This is a genomic window from Streptomyces sp. NPDC002787, from assembly GCF_053592095.1.
Map to the genome: position 1 here is coordinate 1 of NZ_JBSFVC010000054.1, position 24916 is coordinate 24916.

A 24916-nucleotide genomic window follows, 5' to 3' on the forward strand; every position below is an offset into this window, starting at 1 on the left:
GCCACGACGAAGCCGTGGCCGCCGACGCGCAGAACCCCCGAGCTCTCAAGCGTTACTTCTTGCCGGACTTCGCCGTCTTAGGCGTCACCAACCGGCTCCCACTCCAGTCCTTGCCGACGCTGACGCTCTTCGACGCGGACAGCCCCGCGGTCGTCGCGGCTTCGGAGATGTCGCTGGGCTCCACATAGCCGTCCCGCCCGGTCTTGGGCGTCAGCAGCAGGATCGAGCCACCCTCCTCGATGTACGTGGTGGCGTCCACCAGTACGTCGGTCAGGTCGCCGTCGTCGTCGCGGAACCACAGCACGACGGCATCGGCCACGTCGTCATAGTCCTCGTCGACGAGCTCACTGCCTACGACTTCCTCGATGGACTCGCGGAGCTCCTGGTCGACATCGTCGTCGTAGCCGATCTCCTGGACCACCTGCTCGGGCTGGAACCCCAGCCTCGCGGCAGGGTTCGTCCGCTCCTCCGCGTGGTCCGCGGTCGCGCTCACGGGTTGCCTCCTGATCATGTTCGGTTGGGGTTGCCCCCGGGGAAGTTCAGCCACGCGCGTGCGCGAAGCGTTGGCCGTAGTCCACACGGGCGGGACGGATCGCGCAAGTACCCAGCCTTCTAGACCGCCGAAACGGTGACGATCCGGGCCGTGTCACCGCAACTCCCTGCGCGGATTCCCAGCCTCACGTGACGCACGCCACACCGTTCTGCCCGTTTTGCGCATTCGGCAACCATCCGGGGGTACGAGCATCGAATACCTTTACTACCTTTGTCGAGCAGGTAAGCGCCTTGGTTACCTCTCGGTAGAGATGACGTTTGCGTCCCCGAGGTACACGATGGGGGACGGTGCAGGCACCTAGAGAAACCCAAGAAGAGCGGCCCTCTGACAGCTAAGGAACAGCGTGGCTTCCGGATCCGATCGCAATCCGATCATCATTGGCGGCCTTCCGAGTCAGGTCCCTGACTTCGATCCCGAGGAGACCCAGGAGTGGCTCGACTCGCTCGACGCCGCGGTGGACCAGCGCGGCCGTGAGCGCGCGCGCTACCTGATGCTCCGGCTCATCGAGCGGGCCCGCGAGAAGCGCGTGGCCGTGCCCGAGATGCGCAGCACGGACTACATCAATACCATCCCGACCAAGAGCGAGCCGTTCTTCCCGGGCAACGAGGAGATCGAGCGGAAGATCCTCAACGCGACCCGGTGGAACGCCGCCGTGATGGTGTCGCGCGCCCAGCGGCCCGGCATCGGCGTCGGTGGCCACATCGCGACGTTCGCGTCCTCCGCCTCCCTCTACGACGTGGGCTTCAACCACTTCTTCCGGGGCAAGGACGAGGGCGACGGCGGCGACCAGATCTTCTTCCAGGGTCACGCCTCCCCCGGCATCTACGCCCGCGCGTATCTGCTGGACCGGCTCGGCGACCAGCAGCTGGACGCCTTCCGCCAGGAGAAGTCGAAGGCGCCGTACGGGCTGTCCAGCTACCCGCACCCGCGCCTCATGCCGGACTTCTGGGAGTTCCCGACCGTCTCCATGGGTCTCGGCCCGCTGGGCGCGATCTTCCAGGCGCGGATGAACCGGTACATGGAGGCGCGCGGTATCGCGGACACCTCCAAGTCCCATGTCTGGGCGTTTCTCGGCGACGGCGAGATGGACGAGCCGGAGTCGCTCGGCCAGCTCACGCTCGCCGCCCGCGAGGGCCTCGACAACCTGACCTTCGTGGTGAACTGCAACCTGCAGCGCCTCGACGGCCCGGTGCGCGGCAACGGCAAGGTCATCCAGGAGCTGGAGTCGGTCTTCCGGGGCGCCGGCTGGAACGTGATCAAACTGGTGTGGGACCGCTCCTGGGACCCGCTGCTCGCGCAGGACCGCGACGGTGTGCTGGTCAACCGCATGAACACCACGCCGGACGGCCAGTACCAGACGTACGCCACCGAGACCGGCGCGTACATCCGCGACCACTTCTTCGGTGACGACCACCGGCTGCGCGCGATGGTCGAGAACATGACCGACGACCAGATCCTGCACCTGGGCCGCGGCGGTCACGACCACCGGAAGATCTACGCGGCGTACAAGGCGGCCCACGAGCACAAGGGCCAGCCGACGGTCATCCTGGCCAAGACGATCAAGGGCTGGACGCTGGGTCCGAACTTCGAGGGCCGCAACGCCACGCACCAGATGAAGAAGCTGACGGTCGCCGACCTCAAGGGCTTCCGCGACCGCCTCCACCTGCCCATCTCCGACAAGGAGCTGGAGTCCGGCGTGCCGCCGTACTACCACCCGGGGCGGGACTCGGAGGAGATCCAGTACATGCACGACCGCCGCAAGGGGCTCGGCGGGTACGTCCCGACGCGTGTCGTGCGGTCGAAGCCGCTCGCCCTGCCGGACGACAAGACGTACGCGACCGTGAAGAAGGGCTCCGGTCAGCAGTCGATCGCCACGACCATGGCGTTCGTCCGACTGCTGAAGGACCTCATGCGGGACAAGGAGATCGGCAAGCGGTTCGTGCTGATCGCGCCCGACGAGTACCGCACCTTCGGCATGGACTCGTTCTTCCCGAGCGCGAAGATCTACAACCCGCTCGGCCAGCAGTACGAGGCGGTCGACCGTGATCTGCTGCTCGCCTACAAGGAGTCGCCGACCGGGCAGATGCTGCACGACGGCATCTCCGAGGCGGGCTGCACGGCCTCGCTGATCGCGGCCGGTTCGGCGTACGCGACCCACGGCGAGCCGCTCATCCCGGTCTACGTCTTCTACTCGATGTTCGGTTTCCAGCGCACCGGCGACCAGTTCTGGCAGATGTCCGACCAGCTGGCGCGCGGCTTCGTACTGGGTGCGACCGCCGGTCGTACGACCCTGACCGGTGAGGGTCTGCAGCACGCGGACGGGCACTCGCAGCTGCTCGCCTCGACGAACCCGGGCTGTGTAGCGTACGACCCGGCGTTCGGTTACGAGATCGCGCACATCGTGAAGGACGGTCTGCGCCGGATGTACGGCGAGACCGCCGACGGCAAGCCGGGCGAGGACGTCTTCTACTACCTCACCGTCTACAACGAGCCGATCCAGCACCCGGCCGAGCCGGCGGACGTCGATGTCGAGGGCATCCTCCAGGGCATCCACCGCTACAAGGCAGGCGAGTCGGGCTCGATCCCCGCGCAGATCATCGCCTCGGGTGTCGCGGTGCCGTGGGCGGTCGAGGCGCAGCAGATCCTCGCCGCCGACTGGAACGTGAAGGCGGACGTCTGGTCGGCGACCTCCTGGAACGAGCTGCGCCGCGAGGCGGTCGAGGTGGAGCGGCACAACCTGCTGCACCCCGAGGAGGAGCAGCAGGTCCCCTACGTCACGCGGAAGCTGAGCGGCGCCGAGGGGCCGTTCGTGGCCGTCTCCGACTGGATGCGGTCGGTGCCGGACCAGATCGCGCGGTGGGTGCCGGGCACGTACCAGTCGCTGGGCGCGGACGGGTTCGGCTTCGCGGACACGCGGGGCGCGGCCCGGCGCTACTTCCACATCGACGCCCAGTCGATCGTGGTCGCGGTGCTGACCGAGCTGGCCCGTGAGGGCAAGGTCGACCGCTCGGTGCTCAAGCAGGCGATCGACCGGTACCAGCTGCTCGACGTGGCGGCGGCCGACCCCGGGGCTGCGGGCGGCGACGCATAGCCCACGGTCCGGCGCAAGGGGTGGTGAACCCGCGGGTTCACCACCCCTTCACGTTTTCTACGATGCGGCCATGAAGCAGCGAGCGGTCTCGGCGCAGGCCCGTTGGGAACAGCACACACAGCGGCCGTTGTTCGGCCTGGCCGCGGTGTTCGCCGTCGCGTACGCCGTGCCGATCGTCCGGCCGGACGCGAGCGCGGACGTGAAGTGGTGGTGCGAGGTCGCCGAGTGGGGGGTGTGGGGCGCGTTCGCGCTCGACTACCTCATCCGGCTCCTCCTCGCCGAGCGGCGGTGGGATTTCGTGCGGACCCGGTGGCTGGACCTGGCGGCCGTGGTGTTGCCGATGATCCAGCCGCTGCGGCTGCTGCGGGTGGTGGCGACGCTGCTGCTGGTCGGCCAGCGGGCGCGGATGGCGTCGCAGATAAGGCTCACCACGTACGTCGGCGGGGCGGTGATCGGGCTGTTGATGTTCGGGTCGCTGGCGGTGCTGTCGGTGGAGCGGGACGCTCCCGGCGGGAACATCGACACGCTGGACGACGCGGTGTGGTGGTCGTTCACGACGATGACGACGGTGGGGTACGGGGACCACGCGCCGACGACCGGGCTGGGGCGGGTGTTGGCGGTCGGGCTGATGCTGTCCGGGATCGCGTTGCTGGGTGTGGTGACGGCGAACATCGCGGCGTGGTTCATAGCGCGGTTCGAGAAGGACGACGCGGAGGAACGGCGGCAGACCGCGGTGATAGCCGAACTGGCGGAGGAGGTTCGGTTGTTGCGTGCGGAGGTCGCGGAGTTGCGAAGTGCCCCTGTGGGACTGGGGAAACAGCGCCGTTGAGGGCAGGGCCGCGCCCTGTGCTTTTCATGCACGTACGCGGAAAAGGGCCCCTCGGCATGCGCTGCCGAGGGGCCCTGCCCTTTTCCCTCACTCCGACCGGGTCAGAAGAATCCGGTCCCTGGAGTGGCCGTGCCCGCCAGCCAGATGATGGCCAGGACGGTGTCGATGGCACCCAGAACGACCGCGATGATCGCGGGGACGGGGCGGGCGCCGGACCAGGTGCGGTTCATCGCCAGCCACCCGCACAGGATCGCTACGGGGCCGAGAATGATGCCCAGGACGAAGAATCCCGCGATCGCGCAGATGACTCCGATGATCCCGAGGGTCGCGCGATCCGGCCCGGTCCGTGACCACGTCCGGCCACGTGAGCGGGGGTGCCTGCGCGAACTGTGTCCGAAACCCGCCATCGTCAACAACTCCCTGAACCTCGCGGTCAGTTCGAGTACAGAACGGCGAGTACCCCGACGGTGTGGTTGAAACCGGGGAGAGTTGGCGGATTCGTCTGCGCGCGCTGCCCCCCTCCGGCAGCGCGCCGCAGAACCCCAGGTCACTCCGCGTCGAACGACCATGCCGTACGGAGGACTTGACTTACTGTGACCTGCGGCGCGTGCCGGGTGGAAGCGATCTTCGGCGTTGTCACCCGGATAGGCGAACGCGGGCGGAAACCCGCGCGTGAGGCAGGGGCGGGGCTGTCAGATGTGCGCCGCTCCGGCGCCCGCCTCGGCGTTCTCGCCGCGCTTGGTGAGGAACGCCACGAGGACGGCGACCGCGGCCACACCGGCGGCCACGAGGGACGCCAGGCTCATGCCCGAGATGAACGTGTCGTGCGCGACCGTGGTGATCTTCGCGGCGATCTCCGCCGGGGTTCCCTCGGCCACCGGCGCGGCACCCTGCTGGACGGCCTGCTTGGCCTGGGCGAGCTGGACCTCGTCGAGCGGCGGGAGACCCGCGTCCGCCCAGTTGCCCGCGAAGTCGCTGTCGACCTTGGAGGTCATCACGGCGCCCAGCACGGCCGTACCGAGGCTGCCGCCGATCTGCATCGCGGCCTGCTGGAGACCGCCGGCGACACCGGACAGCTCCAGGGGCGCGTTGCCGACGATGACCTCGGTGGCGCCGACCATCACCGGGGCGAGGCCGAGACCGAGGAGGGCGAACCAGAGGGACATCACGGCGCTGCCGGTGTCGGTCTGAAGCGTCGACATGCCGTACATGGCGACCGCGGTGAACGCCATGCCGCCGGCCAGCGGGATGCGCGGCCCGGCCTTGGTGATCAGCGCGCCGGCGAGCGGCGAGCCGACGATCATCATGCCGGTGAGCGGGAGGAGGTGCAGACCCGCGTCGATGGGGCTCATACCGTGCACGTTCTGCAAGTAGAACGTCACGAAGAACAGGCCGCCCATGAAGGCGATGGCCATCAGGACCATCAGGACGACACCCGCGGACAGGGGTACGGAACGGAAGAGCGCCAGCGGGATCAGCGGCTCCTTCACCTTCGTCTCCCAGAAGGCGAAGAGGCCGAAGCCGACGACGGAGGCGACCAGGAAGGCCCACGTCTGGCCGTCGCCCCAGCCCCACTCGGGAGCCTTGATGAGCGCCCAGACCAGGCAGAACATGGCACCCGAGAGCAGGGTGATGCCGAGGATGTCGAAGGAGCGCGGGGCGTTCTCCGCGCGGTGGTCCAACAGGATCCAGGCGCCCAGGGCCACGGCAAGGACGCCGACCGGGACGTTGATCCAGAACACGGACTGCCAGCTGACGTTCTCCACGAGGAAGCCGCCGAGGATCGGGCCGCCCGCGGTGGAGGCGCCGATGACCATGCCCCAGATACCGATGGCCATGTTCAGCTTCTCGGCGGGGAAGGTGGCACGGAGCAGGCCGAGCGCGGCCGGCATCAGCAGCGCGCCGAACAGGCCCTGGAAGACACGGAAGGTCACCACGAAGGCGACCGAGTTCGACAGGCCGATGGCCCCGGAGGCGGCGGCGAAGCCGACCACGCCTATGAGGAAGGTCTGCCGGTGGCCGAAGCGGTCGCCCAGCTTGCCGGCGGTGATGAGGGTGACGGCGAGGGCGAGGAAGTACGCGTTGGTGATCCACTGGACATCGGCCCAGGTGGCGCCGAGATCCTTGGCGATGGCCGGGTTGGCGATCGCCACGATGGTGCCGTCGAGGGCGACCATCATGACGCCGACGGCCACGGTGAGGAGGGTGAACCAGGGATGGCCGCGCAGGCCCCGGCCCTGGTTCTTCGTCGGGTCCGACGGGACGACTGGCGCCTTGTCCCCCGGTCCCGTCTTGTCGACAGTGGTCTGACTAGTCATGCGTGCGAGGCTAATGACAGCGACTGACAGTTGACAAACCAGTTCACAAGTCGGTAACTGTCACGTCACTCGCCACAGGGGCGGGTGGAGACGAGGGTTCATGGAGACGGCGGCCACGACGGCGGAGGTCGAGGAGGAGCGGCCCGGCCTGCGCGAACGGAAGAAGCAGCGCACCCACGACGCGCTGCTGCGGGCGGCCCTGGAGCTGTTCACGACCCAGGGGTACGAGGCGACGACGGTCGACGAGATCGCCGAGGCCGTCGAGGTCTCCCAGCGCACCTTCTTCCGCTACTTCGCGGGCAAGGAGGAAGCCGCCCTCGCGGTCATGGGCCTCACGAACGAGCACTTCCTGGCGGCGGTGCGCACCCGGCCGACGCACGAGGCCCCGCTGGAGGCGATGCGCAACGCCCTCCTGGAGGGCTGGGACGCCATCGGGGAGGCCGTCGAGCAGGTCGTTCCCGTCGACCTCTATCTCCGCGCGTACGGCATGGTCGAGTCGACGCCCGCACTGCTGGCCGCGCATCTGCGCCGCTCCGACGAGGTGGCGCGGGAGATCGAGCGGATCATCGCCGAGCGCGAGGGACTCGACGTGGACAGCGACCCCCGGCCGCGCGTGGCGGTGGCGGTGTTCGCCGGAGTCATGCGGGTCACCGAACGACTGTGGGCCCTGGGCGGCGACCTCAGCATGGAGGCGATGCGCGAGCTGACCGCCGCGCACCTGGACGCTCTTCGGCCGTCGCTGGCCGAGAAGTGGCGTACTGGCCGAAACGCATAGCGAACGGCATCTTCGGGACCTTCTCTGCGCACTGCACGGAACGGGCGTGATCGAAACGTGATCCCCCTCACTTGGTTAACGCGAGACCCTTCCGTTCTCTTAGTGTGTCCTTTCAGTGACTTCCTTCGACTCCTCCCCGCAACTGAACGTCTGGCGCGCACTGCTGGCGCTGGCCGTGGTTTTCGTGATGCTGGCGACCACCGGCTGGACCGCGATCCGCAGCCATCGCGAGGAGTCGCCGCTGCAGGCGTCGCTCTCCGCATGGCAGCGCGGACACCTCGGCGGCCGTGACCTGCCGGACGCCGAATCGTCTCCGCACCGCCTGGCCGCGTTCTTCGCCTCGCTCACCGCACACCAGCGCACCCGGCTCGCCCACCGCTATCCACTCGCGGTCGGCAACATGAACGGCGCCCCCGTCAAGCTGCGCTACCGGGCCAACCGCATCGCGCTGAAGCAGCAGAGCAAGCGCGAACGCGCACGCATGCACGACCAGCGGCTCTCCAAGACCGGCCGGCACGAGGCCGGCCGCCGGATGCACCGCTTCGACATGCTGGCCGGCGACAGACGGCAGATCCTCGCCTTCGACCCCCAGGGCTCCGGCCGGGTCGCCGAGGTCTTCGGCAGCCTGAACAAGGCAGAGCGCGTCTCGGTCGTCGTCCCCGGCGTCGACACCAACGTCCTCACGTTCCAGCGCACCAACCGCCGGTACACGGCGCCCGTCGGCATGGCCAAGTCGCTCTACAGGGCGGAGCGCGCGGCGAGCCCCGGGACGCGTACGGCCGTGATCGCCTGGGCCGACTACACCGCGCCCGACGGCCTCGGCCTCGACTCGGCCACCGCGCTCCGCGCCGAACAGGGCTCGGTCCGGCTGAACGCGCTGGTGCGGAGCCTGCCCGGCAGCTCCACGGTCGCGCTGGTCTGCCACAGCTACGGCTCCGTGGTGTGCGGGGTCGCCGCGTCGTCGCTGCCGTCGCGGGTCACCGACATCGCGGTGGCGGGCAGCCCCGGCATGCGCGCGGAGACGGTCGGTCAACTGCGTACGTCGGCCCGGGTGTGGGCCATGCGGGACGCCGACGACTGGGTCCAGGACGTGCCCTACCTGGAGGTCGGTGGGCTCGGCCACGGCACCGACCCGGTCTCCGCGGAGTTCGGGGCGCGCATCCTGTCGGCGGCCGACGCCCGGGGGCACAGCGGCTACTTCGAGCCGGGGACCGAGAGCCTGTACAACTTCGCCGAAATCGGCATCGGCGCGTACGAGTCGGTGCGGTGTGCGCGACAGGACGACGTGTGTCTGGCGGGTCTGTCCGACAGCGCTGCGGCCTGACGCGCGTAGAGGAGGGTAAAAGTGCGGTTCACCTCGGTCGGGACTTCGCCGCGTCACGCGCATACGATGAGCCGCATGGGTGACGTACTGGCCGGATTTCATGCCGCCTGGGAGTTCGAGTCCGACTCCGTGCTCATCCGCTTCGAACGGGGGATTCGCACGCCGAAGCTGTTCGCCGCGCTCGGCGAGCGGCGCATCCCCCTGGAAGCGATCGCGGACGTGACGCTGACGCCGGGGAAGCGGGGCACCGTCGTACTGCGTGCCGTGCCGCGACCGGGCGCCGATCCGCTGATGGAGGCGGCGGCGGACCAGCTCAAGGAGGGCTCCGACCCGTACCGGCTGGTGCTGCCGGCCGAACGGGAGACGCTCGCGGAGTACTACGCCGACGAGCTGCGGGCGCGGTTGACCGGGTCGGAGCCGGCGGAGCGGTTCCTGGTGGACGCTCCCGAGGTGCCGTTGCAGTTCAAGGCGTACGACGGGAAGGCGTCCTTCGACGGGCGGTCGGTGTCGTTCAGGTGGTCCTGGACGGGGGCGTCCTCGGCGAAGTGGAAGGCCGGGGACCAGAGTTTTCCGGTGAGTGCGCTGAGTGGGGTCGAGTGGCGGTCGCCGGAGGTGTTCGAGGGGTATCTGCGGTTGCTGCGGCGTGATGTCTCCGGTGAGCAGGCACGTCAGCCGGATCATGATCCCGCCGCTGTCGTGTTCGGGCTGGGGTACGGGCCGGTGCACGAGTCGTTGCCGTTCGCCGCGGCCGTGTTGGCGGCGGTGCGGGCCGGCTCCGCCGGGCCCGCGGAGGTGGGGGCCGGCGCCGGGCCGCGGCGGGATCCGGCCGACATCGCCGACCGGATCCGGCATCTCGGGGAGTTGCATCAGGCGGGGCTGGTGACGGATGAGGAGTTCAGTGTGAAGAAGGCGGAGTTGTTGGCTGAGCTTTAGGGGAATCGCCGTCGGGGGCTCGCCGCTCGGCCGACCGCGGGTGCGTTGTGGTTGCTCGCGCGGTTCCCCGCGCCGCTGAGATACGCCGCAGTACCCCTGCTCACAAGACCGCCCTACTCCCTGCCCGCCGATGCGAACCTCATGTCCGCGTAGCGGTCGCCCGCCACCTTGGCCGCCAGCGGCTCCAGTAGGGCCATGTCCTCCTCACCGAGCACGATCCTCGTGGCCGCCGCGTTCTCCTCCACCCTTGCCGGCTTGCGGGTGCCCGGGATCGGGACGACCGGGAGGCCGTGCACGGAGGCCTGCTGCTGGACCCAGGCCAGGGCTACCTGGCCGAGGGTGGCGCCGTGGGCCTCGGCGACCTCGCGGATGGGGGCCAGGAGAGCCGCGTTGGCGGCGGCGTTGTCGCCGGTGAAGCGGGGCTGCTGGCGGCGGAAGTCGTCGGGGGTGAGGTCCTCGGCCTTGGCGAAGGAGCCGGTGAGGAAGCCTCGGCCGAGCGGCGAGTAGGCGACGAGGGTGACGCCGAGATCGCGGGCCGTGGGAACCACCTGGGCCTCGATGTCCCGGCTGAAGAGGGACCACTCGGACTGCAGGGCGGCGATGGGGTGCACGGCCTGGGCGGCGCGCAGCTCGGCGGCCGTGACCTCGCTGAGGCCCAGCTGCTTGACCTTGCCCTCGCGGACGAGGTCGGCCATGACACCGACGGTCTCCTCGATCGGGACGTTCACGTCGCGGCGGTGCATGTAGTAGAGGTCGATCACCTCGACGCCGAGGCGGCGCAGGCTCGACTCGACGGCCTCGCGGATGTGCGGCTCGTCGTTGCGGATGATCCGCTTCGTCGGGTCGTCGGGGTCGATGGCCAGGCCGAACTTGGTGGCGATGATGAGGTCGTCGCGGTGCGCCCTGACGAAGGGCGAGAGGAACTTCTCGTTCTCGCCGGCGCCGTACGCCTGGGCCGTGTCGTAGAGCGTGACCCCCAGTTCCAGCGCGCGCTCCAGGGTGGCCCTGGACTCCGCCGCGTCCGAGGGGCCGTACGCGAAGCTCATGCCCATGCAGCCGAGGCCCTGTACGCCGACCTCGGGGCCGTCCGCTCCCAGCCGTGTCCTCGCGATGCTGCCGTTCGTCATGAGGCCCTCTCCGACGCCAGGGCCTGCCCGGCGTCCGCATAGAAGTTGATCTTTCGGTCGAGCACGTTCAGGGTGTCCTGGAGCTCGGCGATCCGGGACAGGACGTCCTGTCGGGTCTGCTTGAGCAGGTCGAAGCGCTCGCTGTAGGTGTGGTCGCCCTCGCGCACCAGTTCCGCGTAGCGGACCATGTCGGCGACGGGCATGCCGGTGAGGCGGAGCTTGCCGACGAGGTCGAGCCAGTCGAGGTCGCGGTTGCGGTAGCGGCGCTGGCCGGTGTGGGAGCGGTCGATGTGCGGCATCAGCCCGATCCGCTCGTACCAGCGCAGCGTGTGCGCCGTCAGACCGGTGAGGACCACGACCTCGCTGATCGTGTACCGGTCCTGTCCGTCGGGCCGCCGGGGCTGCCGCGGTGGACCGGCACAACTGTCGGTACTGGCAGTACTGGTGGCACTCGTCGTACTCGTGGCACTCGTGGTCTCCATCACCGTCATGGCCTCCACGCTAAAACCCTGGAGTGCGCTCGAAGCAAGCGGATTCGGTGAGAAAACACCAGGACGTCATGTGATCACGCCGGTTAGCGTGCCGGACATGAGTCTCGTACGACGTGCGGCCCCCGAGGACGCCGAGGAACTGCTCCGGCTGCGTCAGGTGATGATCGACTCGATGCGCGGAGCGGACCGTTCCACCGACTGGCACCACGAGTCCCTGCCGACCGTACGCAGTCGACTCGCCGACTACGACGGGGACTTCGCGGCCTTCGTGGTCGACCATCCGGAGCGGCCGGGCGCGCTCGCCGCGCTGGTGGCGGGGACGGTCGACTACCGCATCGGACGGGCCGGCAACCCGCACGGCGCGGTCGGCCACGTCTTCAGCGTCGCCACCGACCCCGACGCCCGCCGCCGGGGCTATGCCCGCGCCTGCATGGACGTGCTCCTCGACTGGTTCCGCGAGCGGGGCGCCGGTTACGTCCATCTGACCGCCTCCGCCGACGCCGAGCCGCTGTACGCGTCGATGGGCTTCCGGCGCAGGTCCGACCCCTTGATGCAGCTGGATCTGTGAGCGGCTTAGGCTCATGGGCATGTCCTTGCAGAGCCTCGCGCTGATCGAGAACTGGCCCGTCCCCACCGCCGCCGCGGCCGTCGTACGGGCGGACGGCACCGTCCTCGGGAGCCACGGTCCGCTCGCGCGGCGGTTCGCGCTGGCCTCGGTCACCAAGCCGCTCGCCGCGTACGCCGCGCTGGTGGCGTACGAGGAGGGGGCGATCGAGCTGGACGAGCCGGCGGGGCCCACGGGGTCGACCGTGCGGCATCTGCTGGCGCACACCTCGGGGCTGGCCTTCGACGAGCACCGGGTGACGGCGGCGCCCGGGGAGCGGCGGCTGTACTCGAACGCCGGGTTCGAGGCGCTCGGGGACCATGTGGCCAAGGCGACGGACATCCCCTTCGCGGAGTACGCGCGGCAGGCGGTGCTCGAACCGCTGGGGATGACGGCCACCTCCCTCGACGGCTCCCCGGCCAAGGACGGCGTCTCGACCGTCGAGGACCTGGTGCGGTTCGCGACGGAGGTGCAGGCGCCCCGGCTGCTCGACCCGCGCACGGTCGCCGAGGCGATGACCGTGCAGTACCCGGGCACGAAGGGCGTCCTGCCGGGTTACGGGCACCAGAACCCCAACGACTGGGGGCTCGGCTTCGAGATCCGGGACTCCAAGACACCGCACTGGACGGGGACTTCGTCGTCGCCGGGTACGTTCGGGCACTTCGGCCAGTCGGGGACGTTCCTGTGGATCGACCCGGTGGCGGGGGTGGCTTGCGTGGCGCTGACGGACCGGGCGTTCGGGCCGTGGGCGATCGAGGCGTGGACGCCGTTCACGGACGCCGTGCTCGCCGAGGTCGGGCGGTAACCACGCCCTGCGGCAAGGAAGTTGATCCGCGTTACCGGCTCGCTGCTCGGCTCGGCTCGGGCGGACGACGAGGGCGGCGGCGTCTGGCACGGCGACCTGTACCACTACGAAGACAAGCTGGGCAGCGGCGATGACAAGATCGTCCTGCTGAACAACGCCCAGCAGGGTTCTCTGAAGACCTGCCGCGAGGAGACCAGGTACGCCGAGAGCCTGTCCTTGTCTCAGCTCTCGGAAGGCACACAGTTCTGCGTGCACACCAGCTCCGGGCACATCGCCCTGGTCACATACCAGGGCAGCGCCCCCGAGAACGACCCCAGTGACTACGTCTCGCTGGACTTCACGATCTGGCGCAACGCGGAGGAGCCGGCCGACAGCTGACCGCCTGTCACTCCCCCAGCTCCCAGATCAGCACCTCGGCCGGGGCGGCGACGGCGACCAGCTCCAGCCCTTTCTCGCTCTCGGCCCGCACGGAGTCGCCGGGCTCCAGCGCGTACGGCCCCAGCCGCACGACACCCCGGACGACATGCGCGTACGCCCTCGCCGCGTCCGGCACGGCCGTCCGCTCCCCCGCCCTGGTCAGCCGCCGCACGTGCAGCATCGCGCCCGCCTCGGGGACGGCGTACGGCGTGGAGTCGGCGATGCCGTGGACGATCTCGTACGCCGGGTCGCCGCCCGGGTCCAGGGGGGCCAGCCACATCTGCACGAAGGTCAGCGGCTCGGAGCCGTCGTTGCGCTCCACGTGCCGGACGCCGGCCGCCGAGCTGAGCCGCTGGACGTCCCCGGGGCGGACCACCGTCTCGTGGCCGGTGGTGTCACGGTGGGTCAGCTCGCCCTCGACGACCCAGGTGACGATCTCGGTGTGGCTGTGCGGATGCTCGTCGAAGCCGGCGCCGGGCGCGAGCCGCTCCTCGTTGCAGGCGAGCACCGCTCCGAAACGGAGGTTGTCCGGGTCGTAGTGCGAGCCGAAGGAGAAGGCGTGGAGCGAGGCGATGCCCGCCTCCGGGTCACCACCGGGGTAGCGCGTGTCGGCGCGCCGTACGTCCATCACGACTCCACGGTATCCCCGGCGGTCCACCGAACACCGGCGGCACCATCCAGACCGGTCGGCACCACCCAGCCCGTCCGGCGTTCGAGGACGACGCCGTTCAGGCCGGAGCGGGGGTGCGGGGGCGGCAGCCCCTGGCAGCCGCACACTCCGGCCCACCCACCCTCCGGCGCGAGCCAGCGCAGCGATAAGGCAGTCTTGTCCCGTGCCCGAACCAGAAGCCAGCAAATCCAGACCCGCACCGTACGTCCACGCGCACGCCGCGACGCTGAAGCGGCTGGAGAAGTCGTCCGGAAGCCTCGCCGCGCAGGCCATCGCACGGATGGACGAGACGCTGCCCTGGTACCGGGCGATGCCGCCGGAGAACCGGTCATGGATCGGGCTGGTCGCGCAGGCGGGTATCGCCGCCTTCACAGAATGGTTCCGGCACCCGGACGCCCCGCAGGCCATCTCCACGGATGTCTTCGGGACCGCGCCGCGTGAGCTGACCCGGGCGATCACGCTCCGGCAGACCGTGGAGATGGTGCGCACCACCATCGAGGTCATGGAGTCGGCCATCGACGAGGTGGCCGCTCCCGGCGACGAGAGCGTGCTGCGCGAGGCCCTGCTCGTCTACGCGCGCGAGATCGCCTTCGCCACCGCCCAGGTGTACGCGCAGGCCGCCGAGGCACGCGGCGCCTGGGACGCCCGCCTGGAGTCCCTGGTCGTGAACGCGGTGCTCAGCGGCGAGGCCGACGAGGGCGCCGTCTCCCGGGCCGCCGCCCTCGGCTGGAACTCCCCCGACCATGTCTGTGTGGTCCTCGGCACCGCCCCGGACGGCGACAGCGAGCTGACCGTGGAGGCGATCCGGCGCGCGGCCCGGCACGCCAAGGTCCAGGTGCTCACCGGGGTGCTGGGCGACCGGCTCGTGGTGATCGCCGGGGGCAACAACGACCCGTTGCAGGTCGCGAAGTCGCTGATCGGACCGTATGCGGCGGGGCCGGTGGTGGCCGGGCCGATCGTGCCCGACCTGCTGGCCGCGACCCGGTCCGCGCAGGCCGCGGCCGCCGGACTCAAGGCCTGCTCGGCGTGGCAGGACGCGCCCCGGCCCGTCCTGGCGGACGATCTCCTTCCGGAGCGAGCGATCGCGGGCGACCCCAGTGCGCGTGAGCAACTGGTGGAGGAGATCTACAGACCACTGGAGGAGGCCGGCTCCGCGCTCCTGGAGACGCTCAGCGTCTATCTCGAACAAGCCTCGAGTCTTGAGGGAGCGGCCCGGATGCTCTTCGTCCACCCCAACACCGTGCGCTACCGGCTCCGACGTGTGACTGACGTCACCGGCTGGTCGCCCTCCGATGTACGCTCGGCCTTCACCCTGCGGATCGCGTTGATCCTGGGGCGTCTGGTCGATGGAGATCCTCAGCTCTAGGGTTTTGTCGAGGAGCTACAAAACCCCTACGTGTTCTTCGTCCCTGTCCTCACGGGCGGCCTGAGCCGTCCCCAAGAGAGAGTGTGAGAGTGCTCGTACTCGTCGCTCCCGGCCAGGGCGCCCAGACGCCCGGCTTCCTGACTCCCTGGCTCGACCTCCCCGGTGCCGCCGACCGCCTCGGCGCGTGGTCGGACGCCATCGGGCTGGACCTCGCCCACTACGGCACCGAGGCCGACGCCGACGCGATCCGCGACACCGCCGTGGCCCAGCCGCTGCTGGTGGCGGCCGGAATGCTGTCCGCCGCCTCCCTCGCGAAAGTCGTCCTCGGCGACGTGCCCCTGGGCGCGGTGGCCGGGCACAGCGTCGGTGAGATCACCGCCGCCGTGTTCGCCGAGGTCCTGGACGAAACGGCCGCGTTGACCCTCGTCCGCAAGCGGGGCCTGGCCATGGCCGAGGCCGCCGCGGTCACCGAGACCGGTATGTCCGCGCTGCTCGGCGGCGACCCCGAGGTGACGATTCCGCACCTGGAGAAGCTTGGGCTGACCCCGGCGAACGTGAACGGCGCGGGCCAGATCGTCGCCGCCGGCACCCTGGAGCAGCTGGCCGCCCTGGAGGCGGACAAGCCCGAGGGCGTACGGCGCGTGGTCGCCCTCAAGGTCGCCGGCGCCTTCCACACGCACCACATGGCCCCCGCCGTGGACGCCCTCGCCAAGGCCGCCGAGGACCTGTCGCCCGGGGACCCCAAGGTCACCTATGTCTCGAACAAGGACGGGCAGGCCGTCGCCACCGGCGCCGAGGTGCTCTCCCGTCTCGTCGGTCAGGTCGCCAACCCGGTCCGCTGGGACCTGTGCATGGAGACCTTCAAGGAGCTGGGCGTGACCGCGATCCTCGAGGTCTGCCCCGGCGGCACGCTCACCGGTCTCGCCAAGCGCGCCCTGCCGGGCGTGGCGACGGTGGCGCTCAAGACACCCGACGACCTCGACGCCGCTCGCGCGCTCATCGCCGAGCACCAGAACTAGGAGCCCTGGAGCATGCCGAAGATCAGGCCGAGCAAGGGCGCCCCGTACGCACGCATCCTCGGCGTGGGCGGTTACCGCCCGGTCCGGGTGGTGCCCAACGACGTGATCCTGGAGAAGATCGACTCGTCCGACGAGTGGATCCGCTCCCGCTCCGGCATCGAGACCCGGCATTGGGCGAACGACGAGGAGACCGTCGCCGCCATGTCGATCGAGGCGTCCGGCAAGGCGATCGCCGACGCCGGGATCTCCGTCGAGCAGATCGGCGCCGTCGTCGTCTCGACCGTGTCGCACTTCAGTCAGACCCCGGCCGTCGCCACCGAGATCGCCGACAAGCTCGGTACGGCCAAGGCCGCTGCCTTCGACATCTCGGCCGGCTGCGCGGGCTTCGGCTACGGCCTCACCCTCGCCAAGGGCATGGTCGTCGAGGGCTCGGCAGAGTACGTACTTGTCATCGGTGTCGAGCGGCTGTCCGACCTCACCGACCTGGAGGACCGGGCCACGGCCTTCCTCTTCGGTGACGGCGCCGGCGCGGTCGTCGTCGGCCCCTCCCAGGAGCCGCACATCGGCCCGACGGTGTGGGGCTCCGAGGGCGACAAAGCCGGAACGATCAAGCAGACGGTCCCGTGGAACGAGTACCGGATCGGTGACGTCGACAAGCTTCCGCTGGACAGCGAGGGCAACGTCAAGTTCCCCGCGATCACGCAGGAGGGCCAGGCGGTGTTCCGCTGGGCCGTGTTCGAGATGGCGAAGGTCGCTCAGCAGGCGCTGGACGCGGCCGGAATCAGCCCGGACGACTTGGACGTCTTCATTCCCCACCAGGCCAACGAGCGGATCATCGACTCGATGGTGAAGACACTCAAGCTGCCGGAGCACGTCACGGTCGCGCGTGACGTGCGCACCACCGGCAACACCTCGGCCGCCTCGATCCCGCTCGCGATGGAGCGGCTCCTGGCGACCGGCGAGGCGAAGAGCGGCGACACCGCGCTCGTCATCGGCTTCGGGGCGGGTCTCGTGTACGCCGCGACGGTCGTTACCCTCCCCTAGGCACCCGCTTCGGATCTTGTGATCCGGCGCGGGACAACGCACAACCTGCCGCTGACGCGGCGGGCCGCCAACCCTCTGGAAACTACGAAGGAGCGCCCGACATGGCCGCCACCCAGGAAGAGATCGTCGCCGGTCTCGCCGACATCGTGAACGAGATCGCCGGCATCCCGGTCGAGGACGTCCAGCTGGACAAGTCCTTCACCGACGACCTGGACGTCGACTCCCTGTCCATGGTCGAGGTCGTCGTCGCCGCCGAAGAGCGCTTCGACGTCAAGATCCCGGACGACGACGTCAAGAACCTCAAGACGGTCGGCGACGCGACCGACTACATCCTCAAGCACCAGGCCTGATCCTCGCATCGGGTCCGGGCCCGGTCCTCGGACCGGTCCGTTGCCCCGCCACCCGGCGGTGGCGCCGCTGAATCCTCGTAACCGTTGGAGAACATTCCCGTGAGCTCGACCAATCGCACCGTGGTCGTCACCGGTATCGGCGCAACCACACCGCTGGGTGGCGACGCGACTTCCACCTGGGAGGGGCTGATCGCCGGCAAGTCCGGTGTCGGGCCCCTGGAGCAGGAGTGGGCCGCCGACCAGGCGGTCCGCATCGCCGCGCAGATCGCCGTGGAGCCGACCGAGGTCATCCCCAGGCCGCAGGCCCGCCGCCTGGACCGCTCGGCGCAGTTCGCGCTGATCGCGGCCAAGGAGGCGTGGGCCGACGCCGGTTACTCGGAGACCTCGGCCGACGACGGCACCGTCGACGCGGACCGGGTCGGCGCGGTCATCGCCTCCGGCATCGGCGGTGTGACGACCCTGCTCGACCAGTACGACGTGCTGAAGGAGAAGGGCGTACGCCGCGTCTCCCCGCACACCGTGCCGATGCTGATGCCCAACGGGCCGTCGGCGAACGTCGGTCTGTACGTCGGCGCCCGCGCCGGTGTGCACACCCCCGTCTCCGCCTGCGCGTCGGGTGCCGAGGCCATCGGCTACGCCATCGAGATGATCCGCACCGGCCGCGCCGATGTCGTGATCGCCGGTGGTACCGAGGCCGCCATCCACCCGCTGCCGATCGCCGCGTTCGGCAACATGATGGCGATGTCCAAGAACAACGAGGACCCGCAGGGCGCCTCCCGTCCGTACGACACCGGCCGTGACGGCTTCGTCCTCGGCGAGGGTGCCGGTGTCGTCGTCCTGGAGTCGGCCGAGCACGCGGCGGCGCGGGGTGCCCGGGTCTACGCCGAGGCCGTGGGCCAGGGCATCTCCGCCGACGGCCACGACATCGTGCAGCCGGAGCCGGAGGGGCGTGGGATCGCCCACGCCCTGCAGAACCTGCTGGACCGGACCGACCTGGACCCGGCGGAGATCGTGCACGTCAACGCGCACGGGACGTCGACGCCGGCCGGTGACATCGCCGAGTTGAAGGCGCTGCGGAAGGTGTTCGGTGACGACACCGACCACTTCGCGGTGTCCGCGACGAAGTCGATGACCGGGCACCTGCTGGGTGGTGCCGGTGGTGTGGAGACGGTGGCGACGGTGCTCGCGCTGTACCACCGGGTGGCTCCGCCGACGATCAATGTGAACGACCTGGACCCCGAGGCCGAGGCCAACGCGGACATCGTGCGCGGGGAGGCTCGGAAGCTGCCGGTTGAGGGCCGCATCGCTGCCCTCAACGACTCCTTCGGGTTCGGTGGGCACAACGTGGTGCTGGCGTTCAGGACCGTTTGATCGCTGACATGAGTGTGGCCCGGATCCCCTTTCAGGGATCCGGGCCACATCTGTTTGTAGGTCGAGTGCGGGCCGGTGGGGGCTTCTCGCGCAGTTCCCCGCGCCCCTTACGGGGCGCTTCTCACACCACCTGGTGCAGCCAGCGGACCGGGGCGCCCTCTCCCGCGTATCTGAAGGGTTCCAGCTCGTCGTCCCAGGGCTTGCCCAGGAGTTTGGTGATCTCGGCTTCCAGGTCGGTCTCGCCGCGCTGGGAGCGGGTCAGGGCGGCTCGGAGGCGGTCCTCGGGGATGAGGATGTCGCCGTGGATACCGGTGACGGCGTGGAAGATGCCCAGCTCGGGGGTGCAGCTGTAGCGCTCGCCCTCGGCGGTGGCGCAGGGCTCGGCGGTGACCTCGAAGCGGATGAGGTGCCAGCCGCGCAGCGCGGACGCGAGCTTGGAGGCGGTGCCGGCCTGGCCCTGCCAGGAGAACTCGGAGCGCCAGGTGCCCGGGGCGGCCGGCTGCCGGATCCAGTCGAGGTTCACGCGCGTCCCGAGAACCCCGGCGACGGCCCACTCGACGTGCGGGCACAGCGCACGCGGCGCGGAGTGCACGTACAGGACTCCACGTGTCGTCACCGGGGCCTCCACAGAGCAGCGCATCTTGTCATTTGATGGAACGGCAGTGGCAGAGCGGCCACGTGGCGAGGCTACCGTGCGGCGGGGCAAGGAGTGTGACGTACCGTCGGAGCAGGCGCCAGGAACAACTCGGGTTTCACCCGAGGGGACGCCTGTGCGGATCGAACAGTTGCGTCTGCTGTCGCATCGTCCCCATGGCTTTCCTTTTCCGGGAACTCCCGCGCGTTGTCATGGGTGGGAACTTGCACGTGTACGACCGACGAGGGGACCAGGGATGCGGAAGCGACGTCACCGTTCGAGGGCGGTGTTCGGCGCCGTCCTGGCGGCCGCGCTGCTGGCCGTGACCGGCTGTGACGCCTCCGGTGGCAACTCCCCCGGCCCCGAGGGGACGGGGAAGAACGCGAAGGCCTCCCCGTCGCCCACCCCCGCGTGGGACAGCACCCCCGAGTCGCTGGTCGCCGTCGGCGATTCCATCACCCGTGGCTTCGACGCGTGCAAGGTGCTGTCCGACTGCCCCGAGGTGTCCTGGGCGACCGGCAGTGACGCCTCGGTCGACAGTCTCGCCGTACGGCTGCTGGGTGCGTCCGGGGCGGCGCAGCGGAGCTGGAACTACGCGGTGACCGGGGCCCGGATGGCCGACCTGCCGACCCAGGTGGCGCGGGCGGTGAGCCGTAAGCCGGAGCTGGTCACGGTGATGATCGGCGCGAACGACGCGTGCCGTGCGAACGCCGCGGCCATGACGCCCGTCGCCGACTTCCGCGCCGACTTCGAGGACGCGATGGCCACCCTGCGGGACGCCCTGCCCAAGGCGCAGGTGTTCGTGGCGAGCGTCCCGGACCTGAAGCGGCTGTGGTCCGAGGGCCGCAAGAACCCGATGGGCAAGCAGGTGTGGAAGCTGGGCATCTGTCCGTCCATGCTGGCCGATCCCGACCTCCTCACCGCGGCGGCCACCGAGCGGCGGGACGCCGTGCAGGACCGGGTGGAGGCGTACAACGACGTCCTGCGCGAGGTGTGCGAGAAGGACCGCCACTGCCGCTACGACGGGGACGCCGTCTTCGACTACCGCTTCGGGCAGGCCCAGCTCAGCCAGTGGGACTGGTTCCACCCGAGTGTGAACGGGCAGGCACGGCTGGCGGAGATCGCGTACCGGATCGTCAGCGCGGAGGGATCGTGACCGGGGGTTCTGCCGCGGCCTAGGGTCGTGACCTAGGGTTTCGCTCATGAGCGAACTTTTCGGCACACTTTCCGACGGCACGACAGTTCATCGCTGGACGTTGGAGCGGGGCGGCACCCGGGTGCGGGTCCTGACGTACGGCGGGATCGTGCAGTCGGTCGAGGTCCCCGACCGGGAGGGGCGGGCGGCGGACGTCGTGCTGGGGTTCGCCGATCTCGACGGCTACCTGCGCAATTCGGGTCCGTTCTTCGGGGCGCTCATCGGCCGGTACGCCAACCGCATCGCCCAGGGGCGGTTCAGCCTCGACGGGCACGTGTACGAGTTGGAGCGCAACAACCCGCCGAACTCGTTGCACGGTGGTCCCCTCGGCTTCGACAAGCGGGTGTGGGAGGCGGAGGGCGTCGCGGGCGGGGCCGGTGTGCGGCTGTCACGGGTGAGTCCGGACGGGGAAGAGGGCTTCCCGGGGCGACTGGAGGTCTCCGCGACGTACACGCTGGACGAGGACGGGGGTGCGCTGCGGATCGCGTACGAGGCGGTCACCGACGCGCCGACCGTCGTGAACCTCACGAATCACTCCTACTGGAACCTCGCGGGCGCCTCGGCCGGGAGCGCGGGTGGGCATGAGCTGCGGATCGCCGCGTCGCGGGTGACGCCGGTGGATGCGGATCTGATTCCCACGGGGGAACTGGCGCAGGTGGAGGGGACGCGGTTCGACTTCCGGGTGGCGCGGAAGGTGGGGGCCGGGTACGACCACAACTTCGTGCTCGACAAGGGGGTTACGGCGCGTGCCGAGGGGGTGGCCGAGCTGTGGGAGCCGGGATCGGGGCGGGTGTTGAGCGTGGCGACGACCGAGCCGGGGATGCAGCTTTATACGGCGGATCATCTGGAGGGGCCTTTTTGGCCTGGGGATGGGATTGCGCTGGAGACGCAGCACTTTCCCGATTCGCCGAACCGGCCGCGGTTTCCCAGTGCGGTGTTGCGGCCGGGCGGCGTTTACCGGTCGGAGACGGTTTATGGGTTCGGGGTGCGCTCGTAATCGTACGGCGACCGGCTGGAGGGTCACTCGGCCGCGGGTATCGCCGCCACGACCTCGATCTCGATCTGTGCCTCCGGCCGGAAGAGCTTCGGGACCTCCGTCGTCATGCTCGTCGGCGGGGTGCCGGGCAGGAACTCCCCGCGTACGGCGCCGTATTCGTGGAGCTTGGTGATGTCCGTGAGGTAGGTGCCGATGTTGATGATGTCGGCGAGGGTCGCGCCGTGAGCGTCGAGGAGGGCGGCGATGGTCTCGAAGACGCCTCGGCTCTGGTCGGCCAGGGTGTCGCCGTCGGCGATCTGGCCGGAGAGGTACAACAGGGCGCTGCCGTCAGCGAGTTGGACGCGGGCGACCTGGGAGTAGTACGGGCTGAGCGGCTGGGGTGCGGAGGCCGGGTTGTCGAGGGTGATCTCCATGGCGTCGACGCTAGGGCCGACGGTGTGATGCGACAAGTAAATGTCTAGCATGGCCACCATGCCGGAATCGCATCGCTCGCTGGAAGCCGCCGGAGCCGAGGTCCCCGAGCTGTCCGTCTTCTGGCTGCGGGTGTTCCTGGAGGTGGCGCGGCACGGGTCGTTCACGGTGGCCGCGCGGTCGCTCGGGTGGACCCAGTCGGCCGTGTCGCGGCAGGTCGCCTCGCTGGAGGGTGCGTTGGGCGGGTCGGCGCTGTTCGACCGGCTGCCGCGCGGGGTGCGGCTCACGGAGGCGGGGCGGACGCTCGTCCCGCATGCGGAGGCCGTGACGGAACGGCTGCTGCGGGCCGAACGGGAGCTGGGGGCGCTGCGGGAGGCGGCGGGCGGACGGCTGCGGATCGGCGCGTTCGCCACGGCGGACGCGGCGCTCGTGCCGCACGCGATGGCCGCGTTCCGGGCCCGGTGCCCCGGCGTACGGCTCACGAGGGAGGAGGGCTTCACGCCCGCCCTGCTCGACCGGCTGGCCGCCGGGGAGCTGGACCTGGCGATCGTCTCGACCACGGGCCGCGTGCCCCTGGAGGCGTACGACCTCCATCACCTCCTCGACGAGTCCCTGTACGTCGCGGTCCCCGCCGGCCATCCGCTCGCTGACCGCCCCTCGGTACGGCTCCCCCAACTGGCCGACGCCGACTGGATATCCGGCGACGACCGGCCCGAGGGCACCCTCCTCGACGCGGCGCTGCGGCACGGCTTCCGGCCCCGGATCGCGCATGTCGTCGTGGAGTGGATCGCCAAGCTGGGGTATGTGGCGGCCGGGCTCGGGGTGGCGCTGGTACCGGCGCTGGCCGCGGAGTCCATGCGGCCGGACATCGTGCTGCTGCCGGTGGCGGACGAGGAGGCGCCCGGGCGGGCGGTGTACGCGGCGACGGCTCGCGGGGTCGCGTTGTCACCGGCGGCGCGTGCGTTCCTGGAGGCGTTGCGGGAGGCCGCGGCCCGGATCCCGGCGGCGCGGAGTGCCGTCACCTGAGTCACAGGGCATGGCGTGCGCCCCTCCCGTCACGCGATACTGCCGCCGTCCGGAGCGATCCCCCACGGCATGACCCAGCGACGGAAGGACCCAACTCCCTTGATATCCATGACCCTTCAGAGTTCCTCGGCCTCTCCGACTTCCCCAGCTTCCCCGGCTTCTTCGACTTCCCCGGCTTCCCCGCGTGCGGCCTCGCCCCGCGCCCGGCTCGGCGGACGCGGAATGCGCGGGGCGGCCATCGGGCTGGCGGCCCTGCTGGCGGGGCTCTGCGCCCCCGCCTCCGCTTCCGCATCGTCCGCGGCCTCTTCGGCGGCGGGCCCCACCGTCGAGGAGCAGCGGCTCGACCGGGCCGTACCGCAGGAGATCCTGCGGCGTTCCGGATTCGACACCGTGGCAGCGGAGTTCGGGCGGGCGCTGGACGGGGCGCGGTCGTACGCCCAGGCCGAGCGGATCGTCGCGCGACAGGGTGCGCGGTTGTGGGCCCGGGCAGTGGACCGGGCACAGGGCCGGGGTCCGGCGGGCGGGGACCTGAGCCGGGACGACGACCGGCCGTTGTACTGGGCCCGGTTGGGGATGACCCGGGAAGTGCGGGGCTGGGAGCCGGGGTTCGGTCTGAGTGAGCGTCAGAGAGCGGCGCTGATCGGTGAGTTGGAGCGGACCTCGCGGGGGCAGGACTCCGTTCACTATCCGCGGGGCGGCAAGGGGGTGAAGCGGATCCTGGTCACCGGGTTCGATCCGTTCACGCTCGACCGGGACGTGCGGATCTCCAACCCCTCCGGGGCCACGGCCCTCGCTCTCGACGGGACGGTGATACGGACCGCCGACGGGCCGGCGCGTATCGAGACCGCCGTGTTCCCCGTCCGGTGGCAGGACTTCACCGAGGGGACGGTCGAGCGCACGCTCCGGCGGCAGCTGCCCCACGTGGACCTTTTCGCGACCGTCAGTCAGGGCCGGGTCGGCCGTTTCGACATCGAGCGGACCAACGGGGCCTGGCGCGGCGGCTTCGGCGACAACGACAACATCGGCCGCACGGAGACCATCCCCGTGACCGACCCCGCCACACAGCCCCAGTGGACGTCCACGACCCTGCCGTACGCGGACGTCGTCGCGGCGGACACGGGCCGTTTCCCGGTGTACGACAACACGAGCGTGACCGAGATCCCGGCGGGCGGCACGGCGGCGGTCGTGCGGCCCGACGGGCCGACCGCGGGGTCGACCGCGCGGGCCGGGGGCGGCGGCGACTACCTCTCCAACGAGATCGCCTACCGGGCCACGCTGCTGCGCGACCGGCTCGGGCTCGGCTCCACCCTGCCGGGCGGGCATGTGCACACGCCCGTCCTGCAGTTCGGGACCGGCAATACCGATCCCGCGACCGGGACCGTGACCGATCCCGGCTTCGTACGGAACCGGCTGGACATCATCGACCAGGTGCGGGAGATCGTACGGGTGGCCGCGGAGGCCTCGTTCAGTGCGACGGGGCGGACGCGAGGCTGACGCCGAGGCCGGCCAGGAGGGAACCGATGGCCTTGTCGAGGACCTTCTGGCCGCGCGGCATCAAGGCGAGGA

Annotated in this window: 24 protein-coding genes and 1 pseudogene; 17 read left to right on the plus strand and 8 right to left on the minus strand. The window is 70.3% G+C overall.

Translation table 11 applies throughout. The annotated features are described in order from the left end of the window. Positions 1-52 precede the first annotated feature (52 nt). On the minus strand, positions 53-493 hold the full coding sequence (locus tag ACWD26_RS41350) for a DUF3052 domain-containing protein (RefSeq protein ID WP_451278463.1): 441 nt from the start codon (positions 491-493) through the stop codon (positions 53-55). 403 nt (positions 494-896) lie between these two features. On the opposite strand from ACWD26_RS41350, the gene aceE reads away from it, so the two are divergent. After that, positions 897-3644, plus strand: a complete 2748-nt coding sequence (aceE, locus tag ACWD26_RS41355; RefSeq protein WP_451278465.1) for a pyruvate dehydrogenase (acetyl-transferring), homodimeric type — start codon at positions 897-899, stop codon at positions 3642-3644. Positions 3645-3714: 70 nt separating this feature from the next. Beyond that, positions 3715-4473: a potassium channel family protein gene (locus tag ACWD26_RS41360; RefSeq protein WP_451278467.1), complete on the plus strand. Its 759-nt coding sequence runs from the start codon at positions 3715-3717 to the stop codon at positions 4471-4473. A gap of 101 nt (positions 4474-4574) precedes the next feature. On the opposite strand, the gene ACWD26_RS41365 is transcribed toward ACWD26_RS41360, so the two are convergent. Then, positions 4575-4880 (minus strand): small hydrophobic protein, encoded by a 306-nt coding sequence (locus ACWD26_RS41365; RefSeq protein ID WP_451278469.1) that lies wholly within the window; start codon positions 4878-4880, stop codon positions 4575-4577. Between the two features lie 257 nt (positions 4881-5137). Continuing rightward, a pseudogene (locus ACWD26_RS41370) lies at positions 5138-6791 on the minus strand (MFS transporter); the annotation flags it as partial. Between the two features lie 100 nt (positions 6792-6891). On the opposite strand from ACWD26_RS41370, the gene ACWD26_RS41375 reads away from it, so the two are divergent. The 3 genes from ACWD26_RS41375 (at position 6892) to ACWD26_RS41385 (ending at position 9823) form a co-directional block, all read left to right on the plus strand. Then, positions 6892-7566: a TetR/AcrR family transcriptional regulator gene (locus tag ACWD26_RS41375; RefSeq protein WP_451278471.1), complete on the plus strand. Its 675-nt coding sequence runs from the start codon at positions 6892-6894 to the stop codon at positions 7564-7566. Positions 7567-7681: 115 nt separating this feature from the next. After that, a complete protein-coding gene (locus tag ACWD26_RS41380) occupies positions 7682-8890 on the plus strand; it encodes an alpha/beta hydrolase (protein ID WP_451278473.1) in 1209 nt (402 codons plus the stop codon). Positions 8891-8965: 75 nt separating this feature from the next. After that, positions 8966-9823, plus strand: a complete 858-nt coding sequence (locus ACWD26_RS41385) for a DUF4429 domain-containing protein (protein ID WP_451278475.1) — start codon at positions 8966-8968, stop codon at positions 9821-9823. A gap of 113 nt (positions 9824-9936) precedes the next feature. Here ACWD26_RS41385 and ACWD26_RS41390 read toward each other — a convergent pair whose 3' ends face one another. Further along, a complete protein-coding gene (locus tag ACWD26_RS41390) occupies positions 9937-10950 on the minus strand; it encodes an aldo/keto reductase (protein WP_451278477.1) in 1014 nt (337 codons plus the stop codon). Further along, complete coding sequence (locus ACWD26_RS41395) at positions 10947-11441, minus strand: MerR family transcriptional regulator (RefSeq protein ID WP_451278479.1); 495 nt, start codon at positions 11439-11441, stop codon at positions 10947-10949. The genes ACWD26_RS41390 and ACWD26_RS41395 overlap by 4 nt, the downstream gene beginning before the upstream one ends. Positions 11442-11538: 97 nt before the next feature. On the opposite strand from ACWD26_RS41395, the gene ACWD26_RS41400 reads away from it, so the two are divergent. Genes ACWD26_RS41400 through ACWD26_RS41410 form a run of 3 tightly spaced genes read left to right on the plus strand, consistent with a single transcriptional unit; the run spans position 11539 to position 13228 of the window. Beyond that, on the plus strand, positions 11539-12009 hold the full coding sequence (locus ACWD26_RS41400; protein ID WP_451278481.1) for a GNAT family N-acetyltransferase: 471 nt from the start codon (positions 11539-11541) through the stop codon (positions 12007-12009). Between the two features lie 19 nt (positions 12010-12028). Beyond that, entirely contained in the window at positions 12029-12850 is an 822-nt protein-coding gene (locus ACWD26_RS41405) for a serine hydrolase domain-containing protein (RefSeq protein ID WP_451278483.1), read from the plus strand. Between the two features lie 21 nt (positions 12851-12871). Beyond that, positions 12872-13228: a hypothetical protein gene (locus tag ACWD26_RS41410; protein ID WP_451278485.1), complete on the plus strand. Its 357-nt coding sequence runs from the start codon at positions 12872-12874 to the stop codon at positions 13226-13228. A gap of 7 nt (positions 13229-13235) precedes the next feature. On the opposite strand, the gene ACWD26_RS41415 is transcribed toward ACWD26_RS41410, so the two are convergent. Beyond that, on the minus strand, positions 13236-13895 hold the full coding sequence (locus tag ACWD26_RS41415) for a pirin family protein (RefSeq protein ID WP_451278525.1): 660 nt from the start codon (positions 13893-13895) through the stop codon (positions 13236-13238). A gap of 205 nt (positions 13896-14100) precedes the next feature. Between ACWD26_RS41415 and fasR the strand changes: the two genes are divergently transcribed. The 5 genes from fasR to fabF all read left to right on the plus strand — a co-directional run bounded on the left by fasR (position 14101) and on the right by fabF (position 19087). Further along, a complete protein-coding gene (gene fasR, locus ACWD26_RS41420) occupies positions 14101-15303 on the plus strand; it encodes a fatty acid biosynthesis transcriptional regulator FasR (RefSeq protein WP_451278486.1) in 1203 nt (400 codons plus the stop codon). Between the two features lie 89 nt (positions 15304-15392). Further along, a complete protein-coding gene (locus ACWD26_RS41425; RefSeq protein ID WP_451278488.1) occupies positions 15393-16322 on the plus strand; it encodes an ACP S-malonyltransferase in 930 nt (309 codons plus the stop codon). A 12-nt stretch (positions 16323-16334) separates the two neighbouring features. Beyond that, complete coding sequence (locus tag ACWD26_RS41430) at positions 16335-17366, plus strand: beta-ketoacyl-ACP synthase 3 (protein ID WP_451278490.1); 1032 nt, start codon at positions 16335-16337, stop codon at positions 17364-17366. Positions 17367-17467: 101 nt separating this feature from the next. Further along, positions 17468-17716, plus strand: a complete 249-nt coding sequence (locus ACWD26_RS41435) for an acyl carrier protein (RefSeq protein WP_007381745.1) — start codon at positions 17468-17470, stop codon at positions 17714-17716. A gap of 99 nt (positions 17717-17815) precedes the next feature. Then, positions 17816-19087, plus strand: a complete 1272-nt coding sequence (fabF, locus tag ACWD26_RS41440) for a beta-ketoacyl-ACP synthase II (protein WP_451278492.1) — start codon at positions 17816-17818, stop codon at positions 19085-19087. A gap of 121 nt (positions 19088-19208) precedes the next feature. Here fabF and ACWD26_RS41445 read toward each other — a convergent pair whose 3' ends face one another. Then, complete coding sequence (locus ACWD26_RS41445) at positions 19209-19703, minus strand: DUF3145 domain-containing protein (RefSeq protein ID WP_451278494.1); 495 nt, start codon at positions 19701-19703, stop codon at positions 19209-19211. Positions 19704-19977: 274 nt separating this feature from the next. Here ACWD26_RS41445 and ACWD26_RS41450 point away from each other — a divergent pair, with 274 nt between their 5' ends. Further along, on the plus strand, positions 19978-20877 hold the full coding sequence (locus ACWD26_RS41450) for an SGNH/GDSL hydrolase family protein (RefSeq protein ID WP_451278496.1): 900 nt from the start codon (positions 19978-19980) through the stop codon (positions 20875-20877). Positions 20878-20923: 46 nt separating this feature from the next. Then, a complete protein-coding gene (locus ACWD26_RS41455; RefSeq protein ID WP_451278498.1) occupies positions 20924-21913 on the plus strand; it encodes an aldose epimerase family protein in 990 nt (329 codons plus the stop codon). A gap of 23 nt (positions 21914-21936) precedes the next feature. Here the strand turns inward: ACWD26_RS41455 and ACWD26_RS41460 are convergent, their stop codons facing one another. Then, the gene (locus ACWD26_RS41460) at positions 21937-22326 is read right to left on the minus strand and encodes a RidA family protein (protein ID WP_451278500.1); all 390 of its coding nucleotides are present in this window, start codon (positions 22324-22326) and stop codon (positions 21937-21939) included. Positions 22327-22375: 49 nt separating this feature from the next. On the opposite strand from ACWD26_RS41460, the gene ACWD26_RS41465 reads away from it, so the two are divergent. Next, entirely contained in the window at positions 22376-23350 is a 975-nt protein-coding gene (locus ACWD26_RS41465; RefSeq protein ID WP_451278502.1) for a LysR family transcriptional regulator, read from the plus strand. Between the two features lie 222 nt (positions 23351-23572). Beyond that, positions 23573-24844: a pyroglutamyl peptidase gene (locus tag ACWD26_RS41470; RefSeq protein ID WP_451278504.1), complete on the plus strand. Its 1272-nt coding sequence runs from the start codon at positions 23573-23575 to the stop codon at positions 24842-24844. Positions 24845-24916 lie beyond the last annotated feature (72 nt).